The organism is Variovorax sp. 10N420, from assembly GCF_056394705.1.
In genome coordinates this window covers 157,632-181,123 of record NZ_JBFTIJ010000009.1, presented here as the reverse complement: position 1 = coordinate 181,123, position 23,492 = coordinate 157,632, and the positions used below count along the sequence as shown (strand labels likewise).

General features: G+C 64.8%; 22 protein-coding genes. 9 read left to right on the top strand and 13 right to left on the bottom strand.

Annotation, left to right across the window (positions count from 1 at the left end):
- Window positions 1-80: 80 nt before the first annotated feature.
- On the top strand, window positions 81-728 hold the full coding sequence (locus AC1DEK_RS22615) for a TetR/AcrR family transcriptional regulator (protein WP_478127535.1): 648 nt from the start codon (window positions 81-83) through the stop codon (window positions 726-728).
- A 63-nt stretch (window positions 729-791) separates the two neighbouring features.
- Here AC1DEK_RS22615 and AC1DEK_RS22610 read toward each other — a convergent pair whose 3' ends face one another.
- Window positions 792-2,033, bottom strand: a complete 1,242-nt coding sequence (locus tag AC1DEK_RS22610) for an MFS transporter (RefSeq protein ID WP_478127534.1) — start codon at window positions 2,031-2,033, stop codon at window positions 792-794.
- 296 nt (window positions 2,034-2,329) lie between these two features.
- Between AC1DEK_RS22610 and AC1DEK_RS22605 the strand changes: the two genes are divergently transcribed.
- Window positions 2,330-2,677, top strand: coding sequence for an FHA domain-containing protein (locus AC1DEK_RS22605; protein ID WP_478127533.1), 348 nt, complete (start codon window positions 2,330-2,332; stop codon window positions 2,675-2,677).
- Window positions 2,678-2,798: 121 nt separating this feature from the next.
- Here AC1DEK_RS22605 and AC1DEK_RS22600 read toward each other — a convergent pair whose 3' ends face one another.
- Window positions 2,799-4,601, bottom strand: a complete 1,803-nt coding sequence (locus AC1DEK_RS22600; RefSeq protein ID WP_478127532.1) for an NAD(P)/FAD-dependent oxidoreductase — start codon at window positions 4,599-4,601, stop codon at window positions 2,799-2,801.
- A gap of 175 nt (window positions 4,602-4,776) precedes the next feature.
- Between AC1DEK_RS22600 and AC1DEK_RS22595 the strand changes: the two genes are divergently transcribed.
- Window positions 4,777-9,135 carry a DEAD/DEAH box helicase gene (locus AC1DEK_RS22595; RefSeq protein ID WP_478127531.1) on the top strand — a complete coding sequence of 1,453 codons (4,359 nt, stop codon included), beginning with the start codon at window positions 4,777-4,779 and terminating at the stop codon, window positions 9,133-9,135.
- A gap of 36 nt (window positions 9,136-9,171) precedes the next feature.
- The gene (locus tag AC1DEK_RS22590) at window positions 9,172-10,182 is read left to right on the top strand and encodes an aldo/keto reductase (RefSeq protein WP_478127530.1); all 1,011 of its coding nucleotides are present in this window, start codon (window positions 9,172-9,174) and stop codon (window positions 10,180-10,182) included.
- Window positions 10,183-10,205: 23 nt separating this feature from the next.
- Here the strand turns inward: AC1DEK_RS22590 and AC1DEK_RS22585 are convergent, their stop codons facing one another.
- The gene (locus AC1DEK_RS22585) at window positions 10,206-11,201 is read right to left on the bottom strand and encodes a bile acid:sodium symporter family protein (protein ID WP_478127529.1); all 996 of its coding nucleotides are present in this window, start codon (window positions 11,199-11,201) and stop codon (window positions 10,206-10,208) included.
- A gap of 71 nt (window positions 11,202-11,272) precedes the next feature.
- Here AC1DEK_RS22585 and AC1DEK_RS22580 point away from each other — a divergent pair, with 71 nt between their 5' ends.
- The gene (locus AC1DEK_RS22580) at window positions 11,273-12,169 is read left to right on the top strand and encodes a LysR family transcriptional regulator (protein WP_478127528.1); all 897 of its coding nucleotides are present in this window, start codon (window positions 11,273-11,275) and stop codon (window positions 12,167-12,169) included.
- Between the two features lie 15 nt (window positions 12,170-12,184).
- Here AC1DEK_RS22580 and AC1DEK_RS22575 read toward each other — a convergent pair whose 3' ends face one another.
- The 4 genes from AC1DEK_RS22575 to AC1DEK_RS22560 form a co-directional block, all read right to left on the bottom strand.
- The gene (locus AC1DEK_RS22575) at window positions 12,185-13,246 is read right to left on the bottom strand and encodes a pirin family protein (protein WP_478127527.1); all 1,062 of its coding nucleotides are present in this window, start codon (window positions 13,244-13,246) and stop codon (window positions 12,185-12,187) included.
- A gap of 137 nt (window positions 13,247-13,383) precedes the next feature.
- Window positions 13,384-13,539, bottom strand: a complete 156-nt coding sequence (locus tag AC1DEK_RS22570) for a hypothetical protein (RefSeq protein WP_478127526.1) — start codon at window positions 13,537-13,539, stop codon at window positions 13,384-13,386.
- 41 nt (window positions 13,540-13,580) lie between these two features.
- The gene (locus AC1DEK_RS22565) at window positions 13,581-14,060 is read right to left on the bottom strand and encodes an FKBP-type peptidyl-prolyl cis-trans isomerase (protein WP_478127525.1); all 480 of its coding nucleotides are present in this window, start codon (window positions 14,058-14,060) and stop codon (window positions 13,581-13,583) included.
- A gap of 79 nt (window positions 14,061-14,139) precedes the next feature.
- Window positions 14,140-15,147 (bottom strand): SDR family oxidoreductase, encoded by a 1,008-nt coding sequence (locus AC1DEK_RS22560; RefSeq protein ID WP_478127524.1) that lies wholly within the window; start codon window positions 15,145-15,147, stop codon window positions 14,140-14,142.
- A gap of 187 nt (window positions 15,148-15,334) precedes the next feature.
- Between AC1DEK_RS22560 and AC1DEK_RS22555 the strand changes: the two genes are divergently transcribed.
- Window positions 15,335-16,630: an Nramp family divalent metal transporter gene (locus AC1DEK_RS22555; protein ID WP_478127523.1), complete on the top strand. Its 1,296-nt coding sequence runs from the start codon at window positions 15,335-15,337 to the stop codon at window positions 16,628-16,630.
- Window positions 16,631-16,657: 27 nt separating this feature from the next.
- On the opposite strand, the gene AC1DEK_RS22550 is transcribed toward AC1DEK_RS22555, so the two are convergent.
- Window positions 16,658-17,080 (bottom strand): hypothetical protein, encoded by a 423-nt coding sequence (locus AC1DEK_RS22550; RefSeq protein ID WP_478127522.1) that lies wholly within the window; start codon window positions 17,078-17,080, stop codon window positions 16,658-16,660.
- 115 nt (window positions 17,081-17,195) lie between these two features.
- On the opposite strand from AC1DEK_RS22550, the gene AC1DEK_RS22545 reads away from it, so the two are divergent.
- Window positions 17,196-19,478: an ATP-dependent DNA helicase gene (locus AC1DEK_RS22545; protein WP_478127521.1), complete on the top strand. Its 2,283-nt coding sequence runs from the start codon at window positions 17,196-17,198 to the stop codon at window positions 19,476-19,478.
- Between the two features lie 20 nt (window positions 19,479-19,498).
- On the opposite strand, the gene AC1DEK_RS22540 is transcribed toward AC1DEK_RS22545, so the two are convergent.
- Window positions 19,499-20,269: an SGNH/GDSL hydrolase family protein gene (locus tag AC1DEK_RS22540; RefSeq protein ID WP_478127520.1), complete on the bottom strand. Its 771-nt coding sequence runs from the start codon at window positions 20,267-20,269 to the stop codon at window positions 19,499-19,501.
- Between the two features lie 218 nt (window positions 20,270-20,487).
- Here AC1DEK_RS22540 and AC1DEK_RS22535 point away from each other — a divergent pair, with 218 nt between their 5' ends.
- Window positions 20,488-20,799: a plasmid stabilization protein gene (locus tag AC1DEK_RS22535; RefSeq protein ID WP_478127519.1), complete on the top strand. Its 312-nt coding sequence runs from the start codon at window positions 20,488-20,490 to the stop codon at window positions 20,797-20,799.
- 30 nt (window positions 20,800-20,829) lie between these two features.
- Here the strand turns inward: AC1DEK_RS22535 and AC1DEK_RS22530 are convergent, their stop codons facing one another.
- Window positions 20,830-21,009: a hypothetical protein gene (locus tag AC1DEK_RS22530; RefSeq protein WP_478127518.1), complete on the bottom strand. Its 180-nt coding sequence runs from the start codon at window positions 21,007-21,009 to the stop codon at window positions 20,830-20,832.
- A 55-nt stretch (window positions 21,010-21,064) separates the two neighbouring features.
- Window positions 21,065-21,985 carry a c-type cytochrome gene (locus AC1DEK_RS22525; protein ID WP_478127517.1) on the bottom strand — a complete coding sequence of 307 codons (921 nt, stop codon included), beginning with the start codon at window positions 21,983-21,985 and terminating at the stop codon, window positions 21,065-21,067.
- Between the two features lie 196 nt (window positions 21,986-22,181).
- Here AC1DEK_RS22525 and AC1DEK_RS22520 point away from each other — a divergent pair, with 196 nt between their 5' ends.
- Window positions 22,182-22,862, top strand: a complete 681-nt coding sequence (locus AC1DEK_RS22520; RefSeq protein WP_478127516.1) for a TetR/AcrR family transcriptional regulator — start codon at window positions 22,182-22,184, stop codon at window positions 22,860-22,862.
- Between the two features lie 11 nt (window positions 22,863-22,873).
- On the opposite strand, the gene AC1DEK_RS22515 is transcribed toward AC1DEK_RS22520, so the two are convergent.
- A complete protein-coding gene (locus tag AC1DEK_RS22515) occupies window positions 22,874-23,203 on the bottom strand; it encodes a hypothetical protein (RefSeq protein ID WP_478127515.1) in 330 nt (109 codons plus the stop codon).
- A gap of 103 nt (window positions 23,204-23,306) precedes the next feature.
- Window positions 23,307-23,477 (bottom strand): hypothetical protein, encoded by a 171-nt coding sequence (locus AC1DEK_RS22510; RefSeq protein ID WP_478127514.1) that lies wholly within the window; start codon window positions 23,475-23,477, stop codon window positions 23,307-23,309.
- Between the last annotated feature and the right edge of the window lie 15 nt (window positions 23,478-23,492).

The window sequence follows — 23,492 nt, the reverse complement described above, 5'->3', positions numbered from 1 at the left end:
GCAGCGACGTGACTTGCTTTGTGTACAACGTCCACAAGACAATAGCAAACACAATGAACGCTGTCCACATGAAACGCTCGATGACCCCATCTGCTGCCCTGGCTCCTGCCGCACGCAGTACCTATCGGCACGGAGATCTTCGGCGTGCGCTTCTCGACGCGGGCATCGAACTCGCGCGAGCCGGCGGCCCGGAAGCGGTGGTATTGCGCGAGGCGACGCGCCGCGCAGGCGTGGCCCCCAATGCGGCGTATCGGCACTTCACAAATCGGCAGGCCCTGCTGCAAGCGGTGCGGGCCGCGGCCCTGTCCGCGGTGGCGCGCGCGATGGAGGCTGAATTTGCGACCCTCCCGCCTGCGCCGGATGCTGCGGAATTCGCCCGCGCGAGCCTCCGCGCGGTCGGCACCGGCTATCTGCGCTTCGCGCAGGCGGAGACCGGCTTGTTCCGAATGGCCTTTGCAACGCCTGTCGATGTGAATGACCAGCCCGCCGAAGCCAAAAGCGGCCAAAGCGGCTTGAATCCATTCGAACTCCTTGGCGCCGCGCTGGACCGCTTGGTCGCCGCCGGCGCCATGGCGCCCGAAAGCCGCCCGGGCGCGGAATTCCTGGCTTGGTCGGCCGTGCACGGATTCGCGCTGCTCGTCATCGATGGACCTCTGAGAGGCATGCCGCCGGCGCAAATCGAGGCGCTGGGCCGGCGGGTTGTGGATATGGTTGAAAAGGGGCTGTAGCGTCGCGCCAACTGACGACCTGTTCACTTCTCCAGTGAGAGTCGCCAAGCGCGCGGAGCGAACTCACTGAGCAGTCTTGGTGAAGCCGGGTGAAAAATTTGCCCTTAGCCGGCACAAAGAAAACCCGAGCAGCAACCAGGCAATTGCCGCTCCAACGACAAAGGGCGCAGATCGGCTCTGAGCATTTATAGGCCACGCCCCGAGGGCTGGCCCACTCACCACAACCAGCATCTGCAAGCTGCGCGCGGATGTGCTAATCCGCCCGAGCATTGGCAAGGGACATGTATTCTGCAAATTAACTCCATTGCCGATCAGGAACAACTCGTAGCCGAGGCCGTTGAGGAGCCAGATCAATACAAAGACAGATATCGTTGCCGAGTCCATGTAAAAGGTCGACACGACAGCAGCGCCAGTTACTGCAATAGTAAACGCCGCGATACCGCTTTGCATCAGCGCCACTGGGGCCGCCCTCGAAAAGACAAAGCGAACCAATATCGCACCGATCACAGCGCCCGCACCTGTGGCAGACACTACGATCGAAAAGGCGCGAGCATCAAAGCCGGAACCGGAAAGAAAACGAGCCAGGTGAGGATCGTAAACTGCCAGTGCCAACGACATGCCAACCCCCAGCGCGATGGTGACAATCAAATTGCGAGGAAGAAAGAAAAACTGACGAAACCCCATTGCATTTCCTTTTGGGCCCCGCTCTTTGGATTCCGGCGAGCTCCAGTCAAGACTCGCGCTGCTCAACAGCTTCGGTAATAGTATTGCGCCGACTATCGTCATGCATGCAGAGAAAATAAAAATCATCTGTGATGCAAAAATCATCGTAAGCACGCCCGCAACGAGCGGCGTAATGATCTTGGCGCCCTGATCGAACACGCTAAGGCCGCTGTAATATTTGACGCGATCGGCGCTTCCTAGAATGCGGTTGGTGACGATAGCCGCTGCCGGCCAGTAGCAAACATTCGCGAAGCCCTTGAGGAAAACCAGAACGGCAAAAGATCCATAATTGGGCGCAAAGGCGATCGCACCCGTCAATATTGATCGCGTCAGGATGCCGACATAGATAACCCTTCGAGCGTCGGCGCGATCTAAAAAGGAGCCCATGATCGGCCCTAAAACCAAAGTCGGGATTCCGAAAAGAGCCGCAAGAAGCGCCATCTCGCCCGGGCTGGATTTCCACAGAAAAGCAGGGACAGAAAAAATAAGGAAAACGTCCATCCATTGGGCGAGGCCTGCAAGAGCCTGTACGGTCAAAAGGCGGCGGGTGCGAGGATTTGACGGGTGCGCCTCCCTTTTCACGAGGGGTCACGCGCGAGGGTTTTCAAAGCCTCGGCGTGCGGAAAGCTCGAAGGTTCTTCAGGATGCATCGAATTAGCTTGATATGGAGAGAAAGCGCCTGATTCTTCTTAAGCGAATGCGCATTCAAAGACCATCTTCAGGCCTGCTCGAGCGCGGAGTGTAGGGGGCGCTTTTCGCCAGCCGCGCACTTCAACGGTCGGCTCATCGGGTCTGACGCACTCCGAGTTGTAACGGCGCAAGCGTTGTACTTCGAATGTCGCAACGCTACTGTGCAAACCTCCCGGGAGCGCGCGCAGATGGCACTGCTGATCCTGATGACACCCAAGGGCGAGACCACGCAGGTCCCCGTTGCCGAGCCCGTTCTGGCCATCGGTCGGGCCGAGCGCAACCATGTCGTGCTCGCATCCATGCGCGTGAGCCGGTTTCATGCGGCGCTGAGGACGGAGGGGCCGCTGATCACCATTCGCGATCTGGGCAGCAAGAACGGCACTTTCGTGAATGGCAGGCGTATCCATGTGCAACTTCTGGCAAACGGCGACAACATCGATATCGCCGGTTACTGGATGCGCTTCCTCGCGGTCGATCAAGAGTCGGTTGCCGACGAGGCCATGCGGCTGATGAGTGAACGGGGACCGTTGATGTGATTCGCCCCCAGGCTTGCGCACTTCGTGTCGCCGCCTTCCCCCTGCCGGGGGCAACACCGGCGGGCCGGCTTAGCCGGTTCCGCGGTGTTTCTGGAACTGGCGCGCCCGTTTTGGGGCGGCTTTATCGGGTGTGGTGGGTGGGGGCCAGCTCGTAGACGCGGGTGGGGAGTCCTTCCATGCGGGCTTTGAGTTGCAGGGCAAGGAACTGGGAATAGTGGCGCGACTGGTGGAGGTTGCCGCCGTGGATCCAGAGTTGCGGGACTTGGGTGGGCTTCCACATGTTGCGGAGTTCGCCTTCCCACGGGCCGGGGTCCTTGGCAGTGTCGGAGCCGAGGCCCCAGACTTTGCCGACCTTGTCGGCGATCTCGGGCGAGATCAGGTCGGCGAGCCAGCTATTCATGGAACCGTAGCCAGTTGCGTAAACGATGAGGTCCGCCGGCAGTTCGGTGCCGTCGCTGAGCGTGACGGAGCGCGGATTGATGCGCTCGATGGTGACGCCGCTTCTGAGCTTGATGCTGCCGTTGGCGACGAGCTCGGATGCGCCGACGTCGATGTAGTAGCCGGAACCGCGCCGCAGGTACTTCATGAAAAGGCCGGAGCCGTCGGGGCCGAAGTCCAGCATGAAGCCGGCCTTTTCAAGGCGCGCGTACAGGTCCGCATCCCGCTTCTTCATCTCTTCGTAGATCGGCACCTGCATCGGCGCCAGGATCTTGTAGGGGATGGACGCGAAGATCAGATCGGCCTTGTCGGTAGTGACACCAGCCTTCAGGGCGGCCTCTGAATACAGGGCGCCGAGCCCCAGTTCCATCAGCGAATCGGATGGCGCGATATGCGTCGAACTGCGCTGGATCATCGTGACGTCGGCGCCGTTTTCCCACAGCGCGGCGCAGATGTCGTGCGCCGAGTTGTTCGACCCGAGCACCACGCACCTCTTGCCGCGCCAGGCTTCAGGGCCCGGATGAGCGCTGGAGTGGTGCTGTTCGCCCTCGAAGGTTTCCGCGCCGGGGATCTTCGGCACGTTGGGATAGCCCGATACGCCGAGCGCGAACACCAGTTGCTTGGGTCGCAACGTGATTTCCTTGCCGTCGCGCTCGACCGTCACTTCCCACTCGTTCTTCTCTTCGTCGAAGCGCGCCTTCCTTGCCGTCGTGGAGCTCCAGTAGTTGAGCTCCATCACCTTGGTGTACATCTCGAGCCAGTCGCCGATCTTGTCCTTCGGCGAGAAGACCGGCCAGTGCTCCGGAAATGGCAGATACGGCAGGTGGTCATACCAGACCGGGTCGTGCAGGCACAGGCTCTTGTAGCGCTTGCGCCAGGAATCGCCGGGCCGCGCGTTCTTCTCGACGATGATGGTCGGCACACCCATGCGCCGCAGGCGCGCGCCGAGCGCGATGCCGCCCTGGCCGCCGCCGATGATCACGACATATGGCTGCTCCGAATAGCCGAGGGTCTTCGATTCTTCGTCGCGCCGCTCCTGCCAGTTTTTGCGCTGCGGATTCGCCCCATGCTCGGCACCCTTGATGCGGCGCTCGCCCTTGGGCTCCTCGAAGCCCTTGAGCTCGGTCATGGTCGTCAGCAGCGTCCAGGCCTTGCCATTGCGCAATCGCAGATGGCCGCGCCCGCGCGCCACAGCGGTCTCGAAGGTGAACCACGCGTCGACCACACCGTCGGCCTCTGTCGCGTCGCCTTCGACGGCGAAGCCCACGGGCTTCGTGTCGGCCAGTCGCGCCTTCAGCATCTGGCGGATGGCCTCGGCGCCTTCTTGCGTGCGAATGTTCCAGGTGAAAGCGACGAGATCGCGCCAGTACGAATCAGGCTCGAACAGCGCCACCGCGGCGTCGATGTCCTGTTTTTCGAGCGCGGAGCTGAAATCGGCCAGCCAGGCGCCGGCGATCTGTGTCGGGTGAGTGGACAGATCCGTCATCGCTTTGTCTCCTTCGATCCGGCCCCCGCGTGCAGGCCGGCGGCAACCGTACCCCCATCGGCGCCTGTCGTCAAACGCCGATCACTCGCCTTGGACTTGCGCCGGTTCGGTGATCGTGCCAGTCTGGAGGCGGTGCCTTGATATCCGCCTCGCAGACCTGATCTGACTCCGTTCGGTGATCCACGACTTCCACCCCGCCGTCGCCAACTGGTTTCGCGCGACATTCCCCGCCCCGACGGACGCCCAGTCCGCTGCATGGCCGGCGATCGCCGCAGGCCGCCACACGCTGATCGCGGCACCCACAGGCTCGGGGAAGACGCTGACGGCTTTTCTCGCGGCACTCGATGCGCTTGTGCGGCAGGGTCTCGATGCCGGGGGGCTGGTCGACGAAACGGTCGTGCTCTATGTTTCGCCGCTCAAGGCACTATCCAACGACATCGGCCTCAACCTGAAAGCGCCACTCGCCGGCATCCGCCGCGAGCTCTCCAACCTCGGGTTGCCGGACGTCGAGATTCGCACCGCGGTCCGTACGGGCGACACGCCTGCTAAGGAGCGTCAGGAGAGCCTCCGCAAGCCCCCGCACATCCTGGTCAGCACGCCCGAGTCGCTGTACGTGCTGCTGGGATCGGCATCGGGCCGCAAGATGCTGTCGACCGTTCGCACGGTGATCGTCGATGAGATCCATGCGGTGGTCTCCAGCAAGCGCGGCAGCCACCTGGCGCTGTCGCTCGAACGGCTGCAGGCGATCTGCGAACGCCCGCTGACGCGCATCGGCGTCTCGGCGACGCAGAAGCCGATCGACGAGATTGCGCGCTTTCTCGTCGGTGCGGGCGCGGTGAAGGACGGCGTGGCAGATTGCGAGATCGTCGACATCGGCTATGCCAAGCAGCGCGATCTGGCGCTGGAACTCCCGCCTACTCCGCTTGCAGCGGTGATGTCGAACGAGCAATGGGAGCAGGTCTATGCGCGGGTCGCGGCGCTGGTCCATGCGCATCGCACGACGCTGGTCTTCGTCAACACGCGCCGCATGGCCGAACGCGCAGCGCGGCACCTCGGGGAGATTCTGGGCAAGGAAGTGGTGGCCGCGCACCATGGCAGCCTGTCGAAGGAAACGCGCCTGGACGCCGAACAGCGCCTGAAGCGCGGCGACCTGAAGGTGCTGGTCGCCACGGCCTCGCTAGAGCTCGGCCTGGACATCGGCGATGTCGATCTCGTCTGCCAACTGGGTTCGCCGCGATCCATCGCCACCTTCCTTCAGCGCGCAGGGCGCTCAGGCCATGCGGTGGGCGGTGTGCCGAAGGCGCGGCTCTTTCCGCAATCGTGCGATGAACTGGTCGAATGCGCGGCGCTGCTGGACTGCGTGCGCCGCGGCGAACTGGACGCGCTGCACGTGCTGCCGGCGCCCCTCGATGTCCTGGCACAGCAAATCGTCGCCGAGACCGCGAGCCGCGAATGGGACGAAGACGAGCTCCTCGCGCTCGTCCGTCGCGCGTGGCCCTATGCACAGTTGACGCGTGAGGCCTATGCGTCGGTGGTCCGCATGCTGGCCGAAGGCTTCACCACACGGCAGGGGCATCGCGCGAGCTATGTGCATCGCGATGCCGTTCATCATCGCCTGCGGGAGCGCAAGGGTGCACGCCTGACTGCGCTGACGTCCGGCGGAACCATTCCGGAGACGGGCGACTACACGGTGATGCTGGAACCGCAGGCGCACAAGATCGGCACGGTCAATGAGGACTTCGCGGTCGAGAGCCTGGCGGGCGACGTCTTCCAGCTTGGCAACGCGAGCTATCGAATCCTGCGCGTCGAACCCGGCCGGATCCGGGTCGAGGATGCACATGGTGCCGCGCCGAATATCCCGTTCTGGCTGGGCGAAGCGCCGGGGCGGACGGATGAGCTCTCATTCGGTGTGTCGCGGCTGCGCGGCGAAATCGCCGAGGTGCTCGCGGCGCGCGGCGTCGATGCGGCCCAGGAGTGGCTCGTTCGCACGACAGGCATCGATGCCGCCTCTGCGCGACAGATCGTCGACTACCTTGCGCGCGCTGAACGGGCGCTGGGCGCATTGCCGACGCAGGAGCGCATCGTGATGGAGCGCTTCTTCGACGAATCCGGTGGCATGCAGCTGGTGATTCACTCGCCTCACGGAAGCCGAATCAACCGCGCCTGGGGGCTTGCGCTGCGCAAGCGCTTCTGCCGCAAGTTCAATTTCGAATTGCAGGCCGCAGCGACCGAGGATGGCATCGTGCTGTCGCTGGCGACCAGCCACAGCTTTCCGCTGGATGAGGTTGCGCGTTATCTGCATTCGGCATCGGCACTCGACGTCCTGGTGCAGGCGCTGCTGGATGCGCCGCTCTTTGGCGCGCGCTGGCGGTGGAATGCCACCACGGCGCTAGCGCTGCCGCGCTTCGTCGGCGGGCGCAAGGTGGCGCCGCAGTTGCAACGCATGAAGTCGGAGGATCTTCTTGCCTCCGTGTTTCCGGACCAAGTGGCCTGCGCCGAAAACCTCGCCGGTGCGCGAGAGATCCCGGACCATCCGCTGGTCGCGCAGACCCTGCAGGACTGCCTCTATGACGCGATGGATGCCGAGGGCTGGCTCCGGTTGCTTCGTCGTATGGAATCGGGCGAAGTCGATGTGGTGGCGCGCGATCTTCCCGCGCCCTCGCCGCTTGCCGCTGAGGCGCTGAATGCGCGGCCCTACGCATTCCTCGATGACGCCCCCATCGAGGAACGCCGCACGCAGGCTGTGCAGAGTCGCCGCTATGTCGATCCCGAAAGCGCGGACGATATGGGTCAGCTCGATCACGACGCCATCGACAGTGTTCGTGAAGAAGCCTGGCCCACTGTGAGTGGCATCGACGAGATGCATGAGGCGTTGAGCGGCCTGGGCATTGCGACAGACGCGGAAGCATCGGCGAACGCCGAGTGGCCGACTTGGCTGCAAGCACTCGCGCAAGTCGGACGCGCCACGCGGTTGGTGCCTGCAGGCGCGCAATCCGGCGCGGGTCTGTGGGTCGTGGCGGAGCGTCTTGCGCAGGTCGGGGTGCTGTACCCCAATGCCGCGCTGCACCCGGCGATCGAGTCGCCCGCCGAGTACGCGCACGCGCACGGCAGTTCCGAAGAGGCGTTGCGCGAGTTGCTGCGTTCGCGCCTGACGGCGCTCGGACCGATGCATGCTGACGATCTGGCAGCGCAGTTGCAATTGCCGCGCGGCGCCATCGATGCAGCCCTGTCTGCCTTGGAGGCCGAAGGCTACGTGCTCCAAGGCCGGTTCACGCCCGGGGCCGAATCGATCGAGTGGTGCGAGCGGCATCTGCTCGCGCGCATCCATCGCTACACCTTGAAGCGTTTGCGGCGCGAGATCGAACCTGTCGAACCGCGGGACTTCGCGCGCTTCCTCTTTGAATGGCAGCACGTCGGTCCCGCCAGCCGCGTCAGCGGGCCCGACGCATTGGCGGGCATCCTGACGCAGCTCGAAGGCTACGAGGCGCCGGCGGCCAGTTGGGAGGCCGAGCTGCTGCCGGCGCGGGTCAAGGACTACGCGGCTGCATGGCTCGACGACCTGTGCACTTCCGGGCGCACGCTGTGGACGCGACTGCGTCCGCCCGCCGCGGATGGCCGGCCCGGTGGCGGCGGCGCGTCGCTGCGGGCAACCCCCGTGCTGTTGCTGCCGCGCAAGACGGCTTCTCTTTGGGCGGGCCTTGCACCGGCGCCAGTCGACGATGCGGCGCTGGGCTCGCGCGCGCAGCGGGTGGCGGCGTTCCTTGCCGAGCACGGCGCGTCCTTCTTCGATGAAATCGTCCAAGGCACGCATCTGCTGGGCACGGAACTCGAAGACGCATTGAGCGAACTGGTCGTACGCGGTCGCGCGCATTGCGACAGCTTTGCGGGGTTGCGCGCGTTGCTCATACCGCCATCCAAGCGCTCGTCGACGCATGCGCGTCATCGCCGCCGCACGTCGCTGTTCGGCATCGAGGACGCAGGTCGATGGTCGCTGGTGCGGCAACGCGCGGCGGACTCTGGTGGCGCGGCCGCCTCCACATCGCCGGACGCCATCGAGCAGGTCGCGCGCATCCTGTTGCGCCGCTACGGGGTGGTGTGCTGGCGCGTGCTGGAGCGCGAAGCGTCTTGGCTTCCGCCGTGGCGTGATCTCGTGCGCTGCTATCGCCGCCTCGAAGCGCGCGGAGAGATTCGTGGAGGCCGCTTCATCGCCGGCGTTGCCGGAGAACAATTCGCGCTGCCTGAGGCCATCGGCCTGATGCGGCAAGTGCGGCGCCAGCCGCTGGACGGGGCACTGGTTTGCCTCGCCGCGATCGATCCTGCCAATCTGCTCGGCACGGTCCTGCCAGGGCCGAAGGTGCCGCGCGTCTCCGGTGCGCGCGTGGCTTTCCGGGACGGAGTTCCCTTGGGCACCAGTGTGGCTGGCCAGGTCGAGCTGCTGATTACGTTGCCATCGTCGGAAGCTCAAGCCGTGACGCGCGCGCTGACGTCCGATCTTTCCGTGCGGTTCCTTGAGATGACAGCGCCGGCTGCTTGACTATGATCCCATCAGCCCAGCGATCGGAGTCTTTTCATGAGCATCCCCACCACCCGCCTTGGCCGCACCGGCCTGACCGTGTCGCGCCTCGCGCTCGGCACCATGACCTTCGGCCTGCAGACCGATGAAGCCGTGTCGCACCGAATCCTCGACCATGCGACGGAAGGCGGCATCAACTTTCTTGACACGGCCGATGTGTACCCGCTCGGCGGCACCGTCGAGACCACCGGGCGCACCGAAGAAATCATCGGCCGCTGGCTGCACGCAAAGGGCGCCGGCGGACGCAGCCAGTTCATCATCGCGACCAAAGCCTGCGGCAAGGTCGGGCCGAACAGTTGGGACCAAGGCGCATCGCGCAAGCACCTGCTCGATGCCATCGATGCATCGCTCAAGCGCCTGCAAACGGATCATGTTGACCTTTACCAATTGCACTCGGACGACCGCGAGACGCCGATCGACGAAAGCCTGGAGGCGCTGGACGTGATCGTGCGCTCGGGCCGAGCACGCTACATCGGGGTTTCCAACTTCCTGGCATACCGGCTTGCCCGAGCCATCGGACGCAGCGAACTGCACAAGCTCACGAAGCTGGTGTCGGTGCAACCGCGCTACAGCTTGCTGTTCCGCGAAATCGAGCGCGAACTGCTCCCGCTGGCGGGCGAGGAAGGCTTGGGCGTGATCCCGTACAACCCATTGGCCGGCGGCCTGCTGACGGGCAAGTACAAGCCCGGCGCCATGCCAGAAGACAACACGCGCTTCACGCTCGGCACCGCCGGCTCGATGTACCAGGATCGCTACTGGAACGAGCGCAGCTTTGCCACGGTTGCGCAATTGCACAAGCTGGCCGATGAAGCCGGCGTGCCGCTCGCGACCCTGGCCGTGTCATGGGTGATGGCCAATCCGCTGATCACTGCGCCGCTGCTGGGTGCCAGCCGGCCGGAACAACTGGATGCGACGCTCGCCGCCGCGGACTACAAGCTGGGTGCGGACCTGAAGAAGCGCCTGGACGAGCTGACAGCGGAGTACCGCAAGGGCGACGCTCCCCGTTGAGCCCCATCCGCGGCTAACGGTATTCAGGCCGTCTTGGCGGGGGCTACCTTGACCGCTTCCTGCCGGCGGGCATAGCGTTGTGCCAGCACAGCGCAGACCATCAGCTGCATCTGGTGGAAAAGCATCAGCGGAAGCACGATGGCGCCGACTGCATGTGAGGCGAAGAGCACCTTCGCCATCGGAATGCCGCTCGCAAGGCTCTTCTTGGAGCCGCAGAACACGATCGTGATTTCGTCGGCCTTGTCGAAGCCGAGGCTGCGGGCCGCCCAAGTGGTGATGCAGAGCGCCAGGGCCAACAACACGGCGCAGACGACCAGCAGTCCCGCCAGTGCGGTCATCGGCACTTGCTTCCACAGGCCCTCGATCACGGCCGCACTGAACGCGGTGTAGACGACCAGAAGGATGGAGCCGCGGTCGACCAGCGTGAGCACCGATGCACGATGCTTGATCCATGCCCCGATCCATGGCCGCAGCAGGTGCCCGGCGACGAAAGGCACCATCAGTTGCAGCAGGATGCGCCCGATGGCGTCTAGCGAAGCGCCGGAGCCGTTGTGCGGCACGACGATCAGGTTGACCAGGATCGGTGTCACGAAGACCCCGAGCAGCGTCGATGCCGATGCGCTGCAAACGGCGGCCGGGATGTTGCCGCGCGCCATCGAGGTAAAGGCGATTGCCGACTGCACGGTGGCGGGCAATACGCAAAGAAAGAGCACGCCCGTATAGAGCTCCGGGGTGACCAGCGGCGTCAGTACCGGCTTGAGAGCCAATCCCAGCAGCGGGAACATGACGAAGGTGGCTGCGAACACCAGCACGTGCAGGCGCCAGTGCGTGATGCCTCCGAGGATCGCTTCGCGCGAGAGCTTGGCGCCGTGCAAAAAGAACAGCAGCCCGATCGCGACGGTAGTGAGCCGTTCGAAGAAATGCGCCGCCCCCCCGCTGGCGGGCCAAAGGCTGGCGAGCGTGACGACGGCGACCAGCGCCAGGGTGAAGTTGTCGGGGAGGTAGCGTGAACGTGCCATGGGGCGAGATTGGACGCTTTCCACATTCAAAAGTGAAATGGATTTATTTGATAGATATATGATTGCACCGCATGAATGTCACGCTTCGACAGCTTCGCGTTTTCCAGGCGGTTGCCGAGGGGCGCAACTTCAGCCGTGCGGGCGATCAGGTCGGGCTCACGCAACCGGCGGTCAGCCGCTCCATCGTTGAGCTCGAGGCGCAGCTCGGCCTGAAGCTGCTCGATCGCACCACGCGCGAGGTCGTGCTGACCGAAGCCGGCCAGTCCTTGGCGCTGCGGCTCGATCGGGTGCTCGATGAGCTCGACCAGACACTGGCGGAAGTGCATGGCATGGCCGGTGCCAGACGCGGAAAGGTCAGGGTCGCGAGCAGTCCGACGTTGTCCGCGAACCTGATGCCGGCTTGCATCGCCGAGTGCGCGCGGCGCGATCCCGACATTGAACTCGTTTTGCTCGACCGAATTCAGCAGGACGTGCTCGACAGCGTGCGCGCCGGCGAGGTCGACTTCGGCGTAGTGGTCGAGCCGACGGCGGCGGACGACCTGCATTGCGAGGCGATTCTCGAAGACCCCTTCTGCCTCGTCATGCCCCCGACCCACCGCCTTTCGGCGAAGACGTCGGTGCGCTGGTCGATGCTCGAAGGCGAGCCGCTTGTGTTGCTCGACCATGCCTCAGGCAGCCGGCGCCTGATCGATCAGGCCCTCGCCTCGCATGGCGTGCGCTGCGATGTCCGGCAGCAGGTGGGTCATCCCACCACGGCTTTCCGGATGGTCGAGCAGGGAATCGGCATCAGCGTGATGCCGGCGCTCGCGATGCCGCCCATGGGGTTGCGGACGCTGGCCGTGCGGCCGCTGCTGCCCAAGGTGAAGCGCGCGATCATGCTCGTGCACCGCCGGAATCGAGCGCCAGCCCCGCTGGCTCAGCGCGTGTGGGCGTTGATCCGTGAGATGGCCTTGCAGCGAGGGAATTGAGGGCGCTGAAGGCGCTCAGCTCTCCGCGCGGTCCAGCGGCCGTTCTTCCCGGCCGCCGGGGTGCCGCGCAAAGCGCGAAGGGTCGCGCCCATGCACCGGCGCGTCGTCAGGCCACGGCCAACCGCCGAACTGCGTGCGGCGATAGTCCGACATCGCCTGCGCGATTTCGGCCTGCGTGTTCATGACGAACGGGCCGTACTGCGCGACAGGCTCGCCGATAGGCCTGCCCTGCAGCACCAGGAATTCGCTCGGCGCGTCGCCGTTGAGCAGATCCACGGCAGCATCAGCGCGCAGTTCGATGGCCGCATGGCTGTCGACGTTCTGACCGGCGATCGACACCGAGCGGCCCTTGAAAAAGTAGAGACTGCGGCGCGTGCCTTCACCCGCCGCTGCCGGCAGTGTCCAGCGCGCGCCGGGCTCCATGCGGATCGTCCAGATGGCGAGATCAGCCTCCGGCTTCGATGCCCACGAGTCCGGCGGAGGCGCGAGCGGGCCGCCCTCGCCGGGTTGCCCGGCGACGGGACCGATCCGCCCCGCGATGCTGGCGATCTCAGTCTTCAGGCCATCGGCGTCAGTTGCCGTGAAGCTGGGAATCTCCTCGGACCAGAACATCGTGAAGTGCGGCTCGGCCATCTTGCTGGCAGCGGGCAGGTTGAGCCAGATCTGGAACAGCTCCAACGGGTTGGGTGCGGTCGTGTCTAGCAGGGGGAACATCTCCGAATGCACGATGCCCTTGCCTGCGGTAAGCCATTGCACGTCGCCGCCGCCGAAGCGGGCCGTTGCGCCGAGCGAATCCGAATGATCGATCAGGCCCTTGCGCACGATCGTCACGGTTTCGAAGCCGCGGTGTGGATGTCCCGGGAAGCCGGGAACCGTCGTGCCGTGATACATGCTCCAGCCGTCCTTGCGGCTGAAGTCCTGCCCCAGGTTGCGGCCGGCCAACACAGTGTCGGGGCCCATCTGCGCATTCGCGCGCGGATAGGCATCGTCGTGATAGACGCAGAAGAGGAACGGGTCGATCGTCTCCCACGGAAACCCGAGGGCTTTGATCTGGACGATGGGGCTGGCAGTGGTCATGGCGCTCGATTCCTTTGAGTTCCCCGGTCGATGCGACTCGGGCGATCAGCGGAATATGAGGCCATTGGGCCGCTGCAGAAGGCCGGCGCGCGCAACGCAGTCGAGCGACGAGCGCAACAGTGGCCCGGTCGGCCCTGTCAGTGAACCATCATCATGTTGATGGAATGCGCCGCGGCAAGCAGTGCCACGGCAACCGCCGCGGAGGCGGCATGCTGCAGGATGAGTGCTGCGGACAACGGCTTTGCGCTCTTGAGGGTCTTCAGACGTTTGCTTCTTCGGGAGGGGAATGGCATGGCGCCGAATGTGCCTCAGCAAGCCTGAATGCCCGCTGACGTCAGTGATGGTGCCCGTGCTCGCCATGCGCATGACGATGCGTGATCTCTTCTTCGGTCGCTGCGCGAACATCGGTCACCGTCAGGCTGAACTTGAGCGACTTGCCTGCGAGCGGGTGATTGCCATCGAGGATCACCTGCGGCCCCTTGATCTTCATCACGCTGAAGACCTGGGGCTCGCCCTTGTCGTTGCGCCCTTCGAGTTGGCCCCCCACCTTCACGCCGGGCGGGAACTCGCTTTTGGGAATGGTTCGCACCAATGATTCATCACGCGCTCCAAAAGCATCGTCGGGCTGCAGGTTGAGCGTGGCCTGGAAGCCGGGCTCTTTGCCTTCCAGCGCAGCTTCGATCTTCGGGAAGGTGTTGTCGTAGCCACCGTGCAAATAGACCATGGGCTCGCGACCTTCGTCCACGAGTTTCTGGGTGGCGGCATCGGAGACTTTGTAGCGAAGGGTGACGACGGTGTTGGCTGTGACTTTCATTGGACGGTCTTGCGGAGTGTGCGGAGTGTGTACGGATGCCCGCAGTCTACGATTTCGTCCCCGTACCTCCGCAGCCGCACTACAACGCGCCGATGCTGCCCGTGATCGGCAGGACGATTCCCGTGATGTAGCTTGCGCACGACGGCGCAGCGAGGAACACATAGGCCGGCGACAGCTCTTCAGGCTGGGCCGGGCGCTTCATGTCGGTGTTCTTGCCGAAATCCTTGACCTGGTCGGCCGAGCTGTCCGCGGGATTCAGCGGCGTCCACACCGGGCCGGGCGCCACTGCGTTGACGCGAATGCCCTTGTCCAGCAGGTTGCTCGCCAACGACTTCGTGAATGCGTGGATGGCGCCCTTGGTCGTCGAGTAGTCGATCAAGTGCGCGCTTCCCTCGAAGCCGGTCACGGATCCGGTGTTGATGATCGAACCCCCTTTGGGCAGGTGCGGAACCGCCGCGCGTGCCATCTGGAAATAGCCGAACACGTTCGTGCGCAGGGTGAGGTCCAGGCGCTCGTCCGTGATGTCTTCGATCGAGGATGCGTGGAGCTGGAACGCCGCATTGTTGACGAGGATGTCGAGCTTGCCGAAGGCCTCCAGCGTTTGCTTGACCGCCAGCTCGCAGAACTGTGGATCGCGGACGTCGCCAGGAATCAACACGCAGTGGCGGCCTTCGGCTTCGACGCAGCGGCGCGTCTCGTCGGCGTCGACCTGCTCGTCCTTCAGGTAGACGATGGCCACGTCAGCGCCCTCCCGCGCATAGAGCAACGCCACCGCGCGGCCAATGCCCGAGTCGCCGCCGGTGACCAGTGCGACCATTCCGTTGAGCTTGCCGCTGCCGAGATAGCCGCTCGCCTTGAATCGCGGCTGAAGGTCCATCTCTGCCTCCAGGCCGGGCTTGTCGAGGTGTTGGGCGGGCATGGGGTTCTCGGGCTCTGGCACATGGCCGGCTTGCACCGGCCCTTTGCCTTCCGAGGCGGATTCGGTCGCACGGTCCTTGGCGTCCTGCTCGCGCTGCACTTTGCGGTGCTGGACGGCGACGTCGCCGTTCTCCGCGTCCGAATTCGAGGGGTCCTGGTTCGAGGTCATGGATGAGTGCTCCTGCAAAGAATGGCCTCAACGTAGGGACGCCTGGAGGCCCGCCTTGTCATCCAAGACCGCGTCCCCTGCGCAGAAGTCGACGACGTCCCACAGCACGCCAGGGCGGGCACCTATTCGCGCCGGGAAGACCTCACGCCAATGTCGGCGGCTGCGACTCTCGGAATCCTCGATCCTCATGAGCACCCCATCCAATCTTGCGACCGCCGACCTGGCGCCGACCGGCAAGCGCTGGTGGTCCAAGCTCGGCCCCGGGCTGATCACGGGCGCAGCGGACGACGATCCCAGCGGCATCGCCACCTTCTCGCAGGCTGGCGCGCAGTTCGGCTACGGCCTCGGCTGGACCTTGCTGATCACGTTTCCGCTGATGATGGGGATCCAGCTTGCAAGCGCGCGCATCGGGCGCGTCACTGGCAAGAACCTGACCGAGACATTCGCGCGCTTCTGTCCGCGCTGGATGGTCGCCTCGCTGGTGTTGCTGCTGCTGACCGCCAATGTGATCAATCTGGGCGCCGACCTGAGCGCCATGGGCACCTCGGCCGCAATGGTCCTGCACGGGCCGGCGGCCTGGTACGCGGGGGGCTTTGCGGTCCTGTCGCTGCTGCTTCAGGTCTTCATGACCTACGACCGCTATGTGCGTGTGCTCAAGTGGCTCACGTTGTCGCTCTTCGCGTATGTGGGCGTCGTGTTCGTGGTCGACGTGGACTGGGGTGCTGCGATGAGAGGCGTTTTCGCACCCTCCTTCCACTGGGGCCGCGAGTACGTGACGACCGTCGTCGCCATTCTCGGGACCAGCATCAGCCCTTACCTCTTCTTCTGGCAAGCCTCGCAGGAAGTGCAGGACATCAAGCGCGTCCCGGCAGATCAGCCGCTGCGCGTTGCCCCGGAGCAGGCGCGGCGTCAATTGCGGCGCCTGCGTATCGACACCGCCGTGGGCATGGGCTTCTCGAACCTCATTGCATTCTTCGTGATCACGGCGGCGGCCGCGACTTTGCATGCGACCGGCCAGACGCAGATCGAATCCACTGCGCAGGCCGCCGCTGCGCTGCGCCCGGTGGCCGGCGATGCCGCGTTCTTGCTGTTCGCCGTCGGCATCATCGGAACCGGAATGCTGGCGCTGCCCGTGCTCGCAGGCTCGGCGGCAGAAGCCGTGGCGAGCTATTTCCACGTGCGCAAAGGCCTGGACCTGACGCTGGCGCAAGGCCGCAGCTTCTACGGCATCCTCGCCGCGGCCATGGCCGTCGGCGTTGCGTTCAGCCTATCCGGCGTCAACCCGATCTCCGCGCTCTACTGGGCCGCGGTAATCAACGCCGTCATCTCCGTGCCTGTGATGGCGGCCGTGATGATCGCGGCTTCGAGTCCCAAGGTGATGAGCGAGATGGTGCTGCCGCGAAAATGGAAGGTGCTCGGGTGGCTCGCCACGGGGGCGATGGCGGCGGCTTCGGTGGCGCTGGCCGTGGTTTCGATCTGGTGACCGGCGCGACCGCCCTTTCGCTCCAGGCTATCGGCCGAAGGCGATGAGACTCCAGACAATCAGCGCGAGCTGGCCGACATTGATCAGGATGGCCGTGATGTGAGTCCGGCGAAAGCCCGGGATGGCATCCATGTAGTTCGACTCGATCTCCGCGCCGAGTGAGTCCATCCTGGGAATGACCTTCTTGCGCAAGACCATGGCAAGCAATGCCAGCGCTGCTGCACCCAAGGCAACGCCGAAGCGGCCCGCGAGCGCATAGCTGACGGCCGTTGCGGCGGCACTCACGAAGGCCGCCACGTAGTAGATATTGAAGAACCCGCGCACGAAACGGGCATCGAGCGGACTGTCGTGCTTCAGGATCAGGAGCGGGATGGAGCCCATGATGAAGTAGGCCGTGGTCACGAGCAGTGCCACGGTGAAGCCCAGGGCGGCAAACATGGCGGCGGACATCTTTGTTTCCTTGGGCTGGTGGAATTCGCTTGGCCTTTCCGAGTTTGTCTTATCTCCGGCGCCGCTAACATGTGTATGTTCATCCAGTGCTTCGTCCGCCCCATTCATCAGCCTCATGGCCGCCGTATTCGATTCACCGCCAGCGTTCACAGTGTCCGTGAAAACGCTCTGCGCGTTCGCGGCGAAGGCTGGCGATCTCGATCTGCGCTTCGTGCCGGCGCCGAGCGCGCAGGAGGGACAGGCCGGCCATCGCTTGGTGCAGGGGCGTCGCGGCCCCAGCTATGAAAGCGAGATTGCGCTCGCATCGCACCACGATCGGCTGCAGGTGCGCGGACGCGCCGATGGCTACGACCCTCATCGCGCACGGGTCGAAGAGATCAAGACTTTCCGCGGAGACTTCGCAGCCGTCAAGGCCAACCATCGCGCGCTGCACTGGGCACAGGCCCGAACCTACGCCTGGATGCTTTGCGAGCGCGATGCGCTGGAGCGAATGGAAGTTGCGCTCGTCTATCTCGACCTCGGCACGGAAGAGGAAGTCGTGCTCGAAGAGACGTGCACGCGCGAAGCCCTGCGCGATCACTTCGAGATGCTCTGCGGCAGTTTCATCACGTGGGCCCAGCAGGAGGCGGATCATCGGGCGCAACTCGACAAGGCGCTGGGCGCGCTGAACTTTCCGCACGGCGAATTTCGTGCCGGACAACGCGATCTGGCACAGGCCGTCTATCGCGCTGCCGCCGGCGGGCGCTGTCTTCTCGCGCAGGCGCCCACGGGCATCGGCAAGACCGTCGCCACCCTCTTCCCATTGCTCAAGGCACGGCCTGCGCAGAAGCTGGACAAGATCTACTTCCTCACCGCAAAGACCTCCGGCCGCTCCGTCGCGCTGAATGCCCTGCGTACGCTGGAGGGCAATCGAGCCGCGCTGCGCGTGCTCGAACTCACAGCGCGCGAGAAGGCCTGCGAGTACCCGGGGCGGGCCTGCAATGGCGAAGCCTGCCCACTGGCGCGCGGCTTCTACGACCGGCTCCCAGCGGCGCGCAGCGAGGCAGCACGCGCCGCGTGGCTCGACCGGCCGACGCTGCGACGCATTGCCCTGGCGCACGAGGTTTGCCCTTATTTCCTGGCGCAGGAACTGGCGCGCTGGAGCGACGTGATCGTCGGCGACTACAACTATTACTTCGACGGTAACGCCTTCCTCTTCGGGCTGATGAAGGAGGAAGACTGGCGCGTCGCTCTGCTGGTCGACGAGGCGCACAACCTGCTGGACCGCGGGCGCGGCATGTATTCCGCGCAGCTTGAAGCAGCGGCAATGGATGCCGTGCGTGGCAAGGCACCGCCATTGATCAAGAAGGCGCTCGGGCAGCTGCACCGCGAATGGCAGTTGCTGCAAAGAGACCAGATCGCAGCCTATGAGCCACGCGACGAGATACCGGAACGATTCACGCGTGCGCTGCAGGATGCGGTCGGCACGATGGCCGAGCATTTCACGGCACGGCCGGATGATGCGCACGGGCCGCTGCAGGAGTGCTTCTTCGACCTCCTCCGCTTCGCTCGCTTGGCCGATTCCTTCGGCAAGCATTCGGTGTTCGAATGCACCGTCGCCGACGACGGTACGCGAAGCCTTGCCATCCGCAACCTCGTGCCGGCGCCTTTCCTGGCGAGTCGCTTCGCGGACTGCGATTCGGCGGTGTGCTTCTCGGGCACCCTGGCGCCGTTCGCCTTCTACCGCGACACGCTCGGCCTTCCCGACGACACGGCGACACTGGACGTGGGTTCGCCTTTTCGCAGCGAACAACTGAAGGTGCGCGTGGCGATGGACGTATCGACACGATTCCGGGATCGCGACCGTTCACTGGCGGCGCTCACCGACGTCATCGCCGGCCAGTTTGCCGAGCAACCGGGCAACTATCTCGCCTTCTTCAGCAGCTTCGACTATCTGGCGGCCGCATCGGCGGCTTTTGGAGAGCGCCACCCCGGAATTTCTGCGTGGGCGCAGTCGCGCGGCATGCGAGAAGCCGACCGCGATGCCTTCTTGGCCCGCTTCGCGGCGGGCGGGCGAGGCGTCGGTTTCGCGGTGCTTGGAGGTGCGTTCGCCGAGGGCATCGACCTGCCGGGCGATCGGCTCGTGGGTGCCTTTGTCGCAAGCCTCGGCCTGCCGCAGCACAACGAACCGAATGAAGTCATGCGCGAGCGGCTGGACACCCTCTTCGGCGATGGCTACGAATACACCTATGTCTACCCCGGCCTGCAAAAGGTCGTGCAGGCGGCGGGCCGGGTCATCCGAACCGAGACCGACGCCGGCGTGCTCTACCTGCTCGACGACCGTTTCGCGCGCCCGGAGATCCGGCAACTGCTGCCGGCATGGTGGCATGTGCAGCCGATGTTCGCTGCCAGGTGTTGAAGCGCGATCGCCTCAGGGCCTCAGAAGCTCTGTCCTCGCACGCTGGCACTGCGCCCTGTCTTTCTCAGCCTGGCAGAAAGCTGCGCCTGGGCTTCGAGCTCGCGCTGCCACAGCTCATAACCCGCATCGCTGGGATGAAGGCCATCCGGCGCGACCAGCCGGGCGGGATGCCGCGCGAAGGGATCGTCCTCCCGCTCCTGGTAGAGCGAAACGTACTGCGCGCCATTGGCTTGCGCGACCTCCGAGACGATGGCATGGAGCTGGCGCGAGCGGAAGCGCATCCACCAGCTCCAGGGCGGAAGAAGAAATCGGGTGTTGCCGACGTTGCCGGGCGGCATGAAGATGACGAGGTCCGAGCGGATGCGAGCTCGCTGGGCGATCTGGCGGACGCTGTCGCGCAGCGCGCCGCCGCTGGTCCCATGAAAGAGGTCGTTGCTGCCGCCGAGCACCAGCACCGCGTCGAAGCGCTCGTCTCCTTCGAGCTGTCGGGCAAAGTCCTCGAAGCGCGCGCCGTGCGCTCCTTTGTTGACGATCGTGAGTGTCGGGTTGGCGCGAGACAGCAGGCCGGCGAGGCTGTATTCAGGGGCGCTCGCGCTGGAGCCCTTGGCAGCGCTGTCGCCGACGATCAACAGGCGGGCACCCTCTGGACGTGCCACGCGCTCGAAGGGATGGCCCCTGCGCGCCTTGCGGCCGGCCTGGCGGATGCGAAGTGCGGCATAGCCGCCCGTGGCCGCGATGAAGCCGGCCAGCACGGACAGGCCCGCCGCGGCTGCAATGTTCTGGCGTTTCACACGGTCTCCTTCTGGGCTTTGTTGGATTGGATCTGAAGCCTAAAGGTAGCCTGATCCGCGAAATGTAGGAAGCGTCCCAACGGCCATGCTGAAGACTTCCAATGGCGCAGCGATCATCAATGAAAGTGACGGCTGACGCACATCGCCCGCGAATTCCTACCCGCGTGCCGCATGCGTCGCGGGAGATATGTGACGTCCCAACGCACTAGGAGCACAGCATGCCAAGGGGTGATAAATCGTCCTACACCGGCAAGCAGAAACGCCAGGCCGAGCACATTGAAAGCGGCTACGAGCATCGCGGCGTGGCCAAGCAGGAAGCGGAGCGCCGCGCCTGGGCGACAGTCAATGCCGAAACCGGCGGCGGCAAGAAGAGCGGCTCGGGCCGCGGCAAGGCGGAGAACCACGCGCCTGCGCACAAGGGCGGCCACAAAGGTGGAGCGGCGTCGGCCTCGCGCTCGGCTGCTGAACGCTCGGCGTCAGCCAAGAAGGCAGCTGCGACCCGCAAGCGCAACGCCGAGCATCGCGGCTGATTGTGCTGCCCGCCTTCGACGGGCGCCCGCTCAGGCGGGATCTGACCGCTTCGACATTTCCGTCAGTTGAAGCTCGATTCTGAAGAGGCGCTCGTTGAGGATCGCGGTCTGCAGCCGTATCGCCTCGATGATTGCCCGCGTCTGCGGGTCGGCAGCGTTGTTCGAAAGCTCTTGCAGCTCGTGCAGTTTGTTGCGCAGCTCGTTGCTCATGTCGGGACTCCGTGGGGCGTTGGCTCCATCGTAGGCAAAGCCGCGCTTCGCGTCATCAGCCGTGCGGCGTCGGCGGCAAAGTCTTGAGGTACAGATGCAACGCTTGCACGTCCATCTCGCTCATCTCGCGCAGTGAGCCGAAGGGCATCACCTTGACCGCCGTGCCATCGGGGCGATTGCCCGTCTTGAAGAGACGCGCAAAAGTCTCTACGTCAGCGTAGCGGGCCATGGCCGAACCTTCGCCGGGCGTCAGGTTGGCTGCTGCGGGCCAGTCGGGCGGGCCGCCCGGGATCTTGCCGCCGTTGAGCTTGGCGCCATGGCAGCCGAGGCACATGTTCGCCACGTAGGCGCCGTGGACGACTGTCACCCCGTCAGGCACCGGCTGCTCGGACGGCCGTGAATGATCGATCTTCGCCGCTGCGTCCTTGACCACGCCGAAGCCGTAGAAGGCACGAACCGGCAAAGGCAGTTCGACCACCGCACCACTGCCCGTGGCGGGCTCGGTGTGCCGGAGGTAGGCGACGAGTGAGGCGAGATCGTCGTCGGTCAGCCGGTTGTAGTCTTCGCTCGGCATCACCATCAGCGCCCTCCCCACCGGATTGACGCCATGCCGGATGGAGCGCTCCCAATCTTCCGGCTTGTAGCCTGCCACGACGCTCCCGGGGCCGGGGCTGATGTTCGGGCCGGCGATTCGCATGCCTTTGCCATCGTCGAGGAACACAGCGCCATTTGCCTTGGCACCGTGGCAGTCGACGCATCCTCGGGATGCGAATAGATAGCGCCCCCGTTCGATAGCGGCTGCATCGTCGCGGAACGCGACGCCCTGCACGACGACGTCGACCTTGCGCTGCATCTTGTAGCGCGCCAGCTGATCGCCGGCGAAGAGCGCCGCTGCAATGAGCGCGACCATGATCGCCAGTGCCAGAGCGATCCGCTTCAGCCACCGTTTGCCGGTCCGGCCCGTCGGGGCCGTCATGCCAGGTCCTTCGGCAGCCGTGGCGGATTCGCGACCTTGCGGGCGCCCGCTCCGGCGCCCAACTTTTTGTGAGACATGGCAAACTCCCGTTCGTTGATGTATGGTTTAAATTTGGATTGCGTGTTCAAAAATGGATGATCGCGTAAATTTCGGCGGAGCGTCAATATCGCTTTTGCCAGATGCACTGGCCGAAAGTGTGTGGCGCGCGCAGCCCGGGCTGCTCAAGCGCGAGCGCACCCGCGTGCAGCTCGTGCAGGCTGCAATCAAGGTTTTCGGCGCGCGCGGCTATGTCGAGGCCACCATTCAGGAGATCGCGGCGGTCGCCGGTATGGCGACCGGCACCGTCTACAACCACTTCAAGACCAAGGATGAGGTGGCCAGCGCAGTGGCGCTGCTTCTCGCGGACACGCTTTGCCGCCGGATCACGGACAGTCAGCAAAGCATTCAGGAAGGCGCCCAGCGCATGGCCATTGGCGTTCGGCGCTACATCTGGCTGGCGGAAGAGAGCCCGCAATGGGCACTGATGATGCTGGAGATCGCGGCCGCGGCGCCGCAGCTTCTCGCCGAGGTGCGTGACTACGCGCTGGCCGACCTGCGCCTCGGCGTCAGGCAGAAGGCTTTCCGCGTGCCCAGCGAGACAGCCGCGATGGACATGATCAACGGCAGCGTCCAGCAGGCGATGCGCACGGTCATCTATGGCGCCGCGCCCGCGAATCACGGACGTGATGTGGCGAACTGTGTGTTGCGGGGATTGGGCATGGAGCTGGCCGAAGCAAAGGAGGTCGCGAGCCGGCCCTTGCCGCCCTTCCCGCCAATGGCCGACAAACCCTCGGTGAAGGCAAAGAGCGCGGCCGGGTCGAAGCGCCGGGCCGCCTGACGGCGCTCAGCTCAGGGCTCGGACGCGTCCCATGCCGGAGAGTGCGGGGAGTGCCACCCAAGCAATTCGGCCAAGCGCCGCACGATCCAAAGAGCTTCGGCCGGTGACACACCCGCGTCGGGCGAACTCAGGCCCGCATGAATCCGCAGCAGGATCTCTTCTTCGGACGGCACTTCGACGTGGTGCAAGATTTGCGCGTGCTGCACCAGATGATTGGCAAGGTCCTCGCACACCTCATAGCGCGAACGAACGATGGCAATCGGTTCGCTGAGCCGCTGCCGATGATCGGTGTAGACGGCGAAGAACGAAGGCGGGATGTCGATCTGGTAGTCGTCAGACATGTCGGAAGGGGTGCGGGAAATCCAATGAAAAACGCGCCCGTAGGCGCGTTTCAGGAGATTGCTGCGCCAGACGGTGCGACTGGCGCAACGGGCCCCCGACCGATCAGCCGCCCTTCTTGGCGCGCTTGCCGGGGTTCTTCTTGCTGCGAGTGGCGGTGCCGCGCTCCAGGCTTACCTTCTGACCGCCACCCATCTTGGGAAGGCTGTAGCCGGGCATCGGAACGGGCTTGGGGGTGGCAATGCGGTCTGCCTCGGTGCGGATTTTGTTGGGCATGGAAAGCTCTGGTGA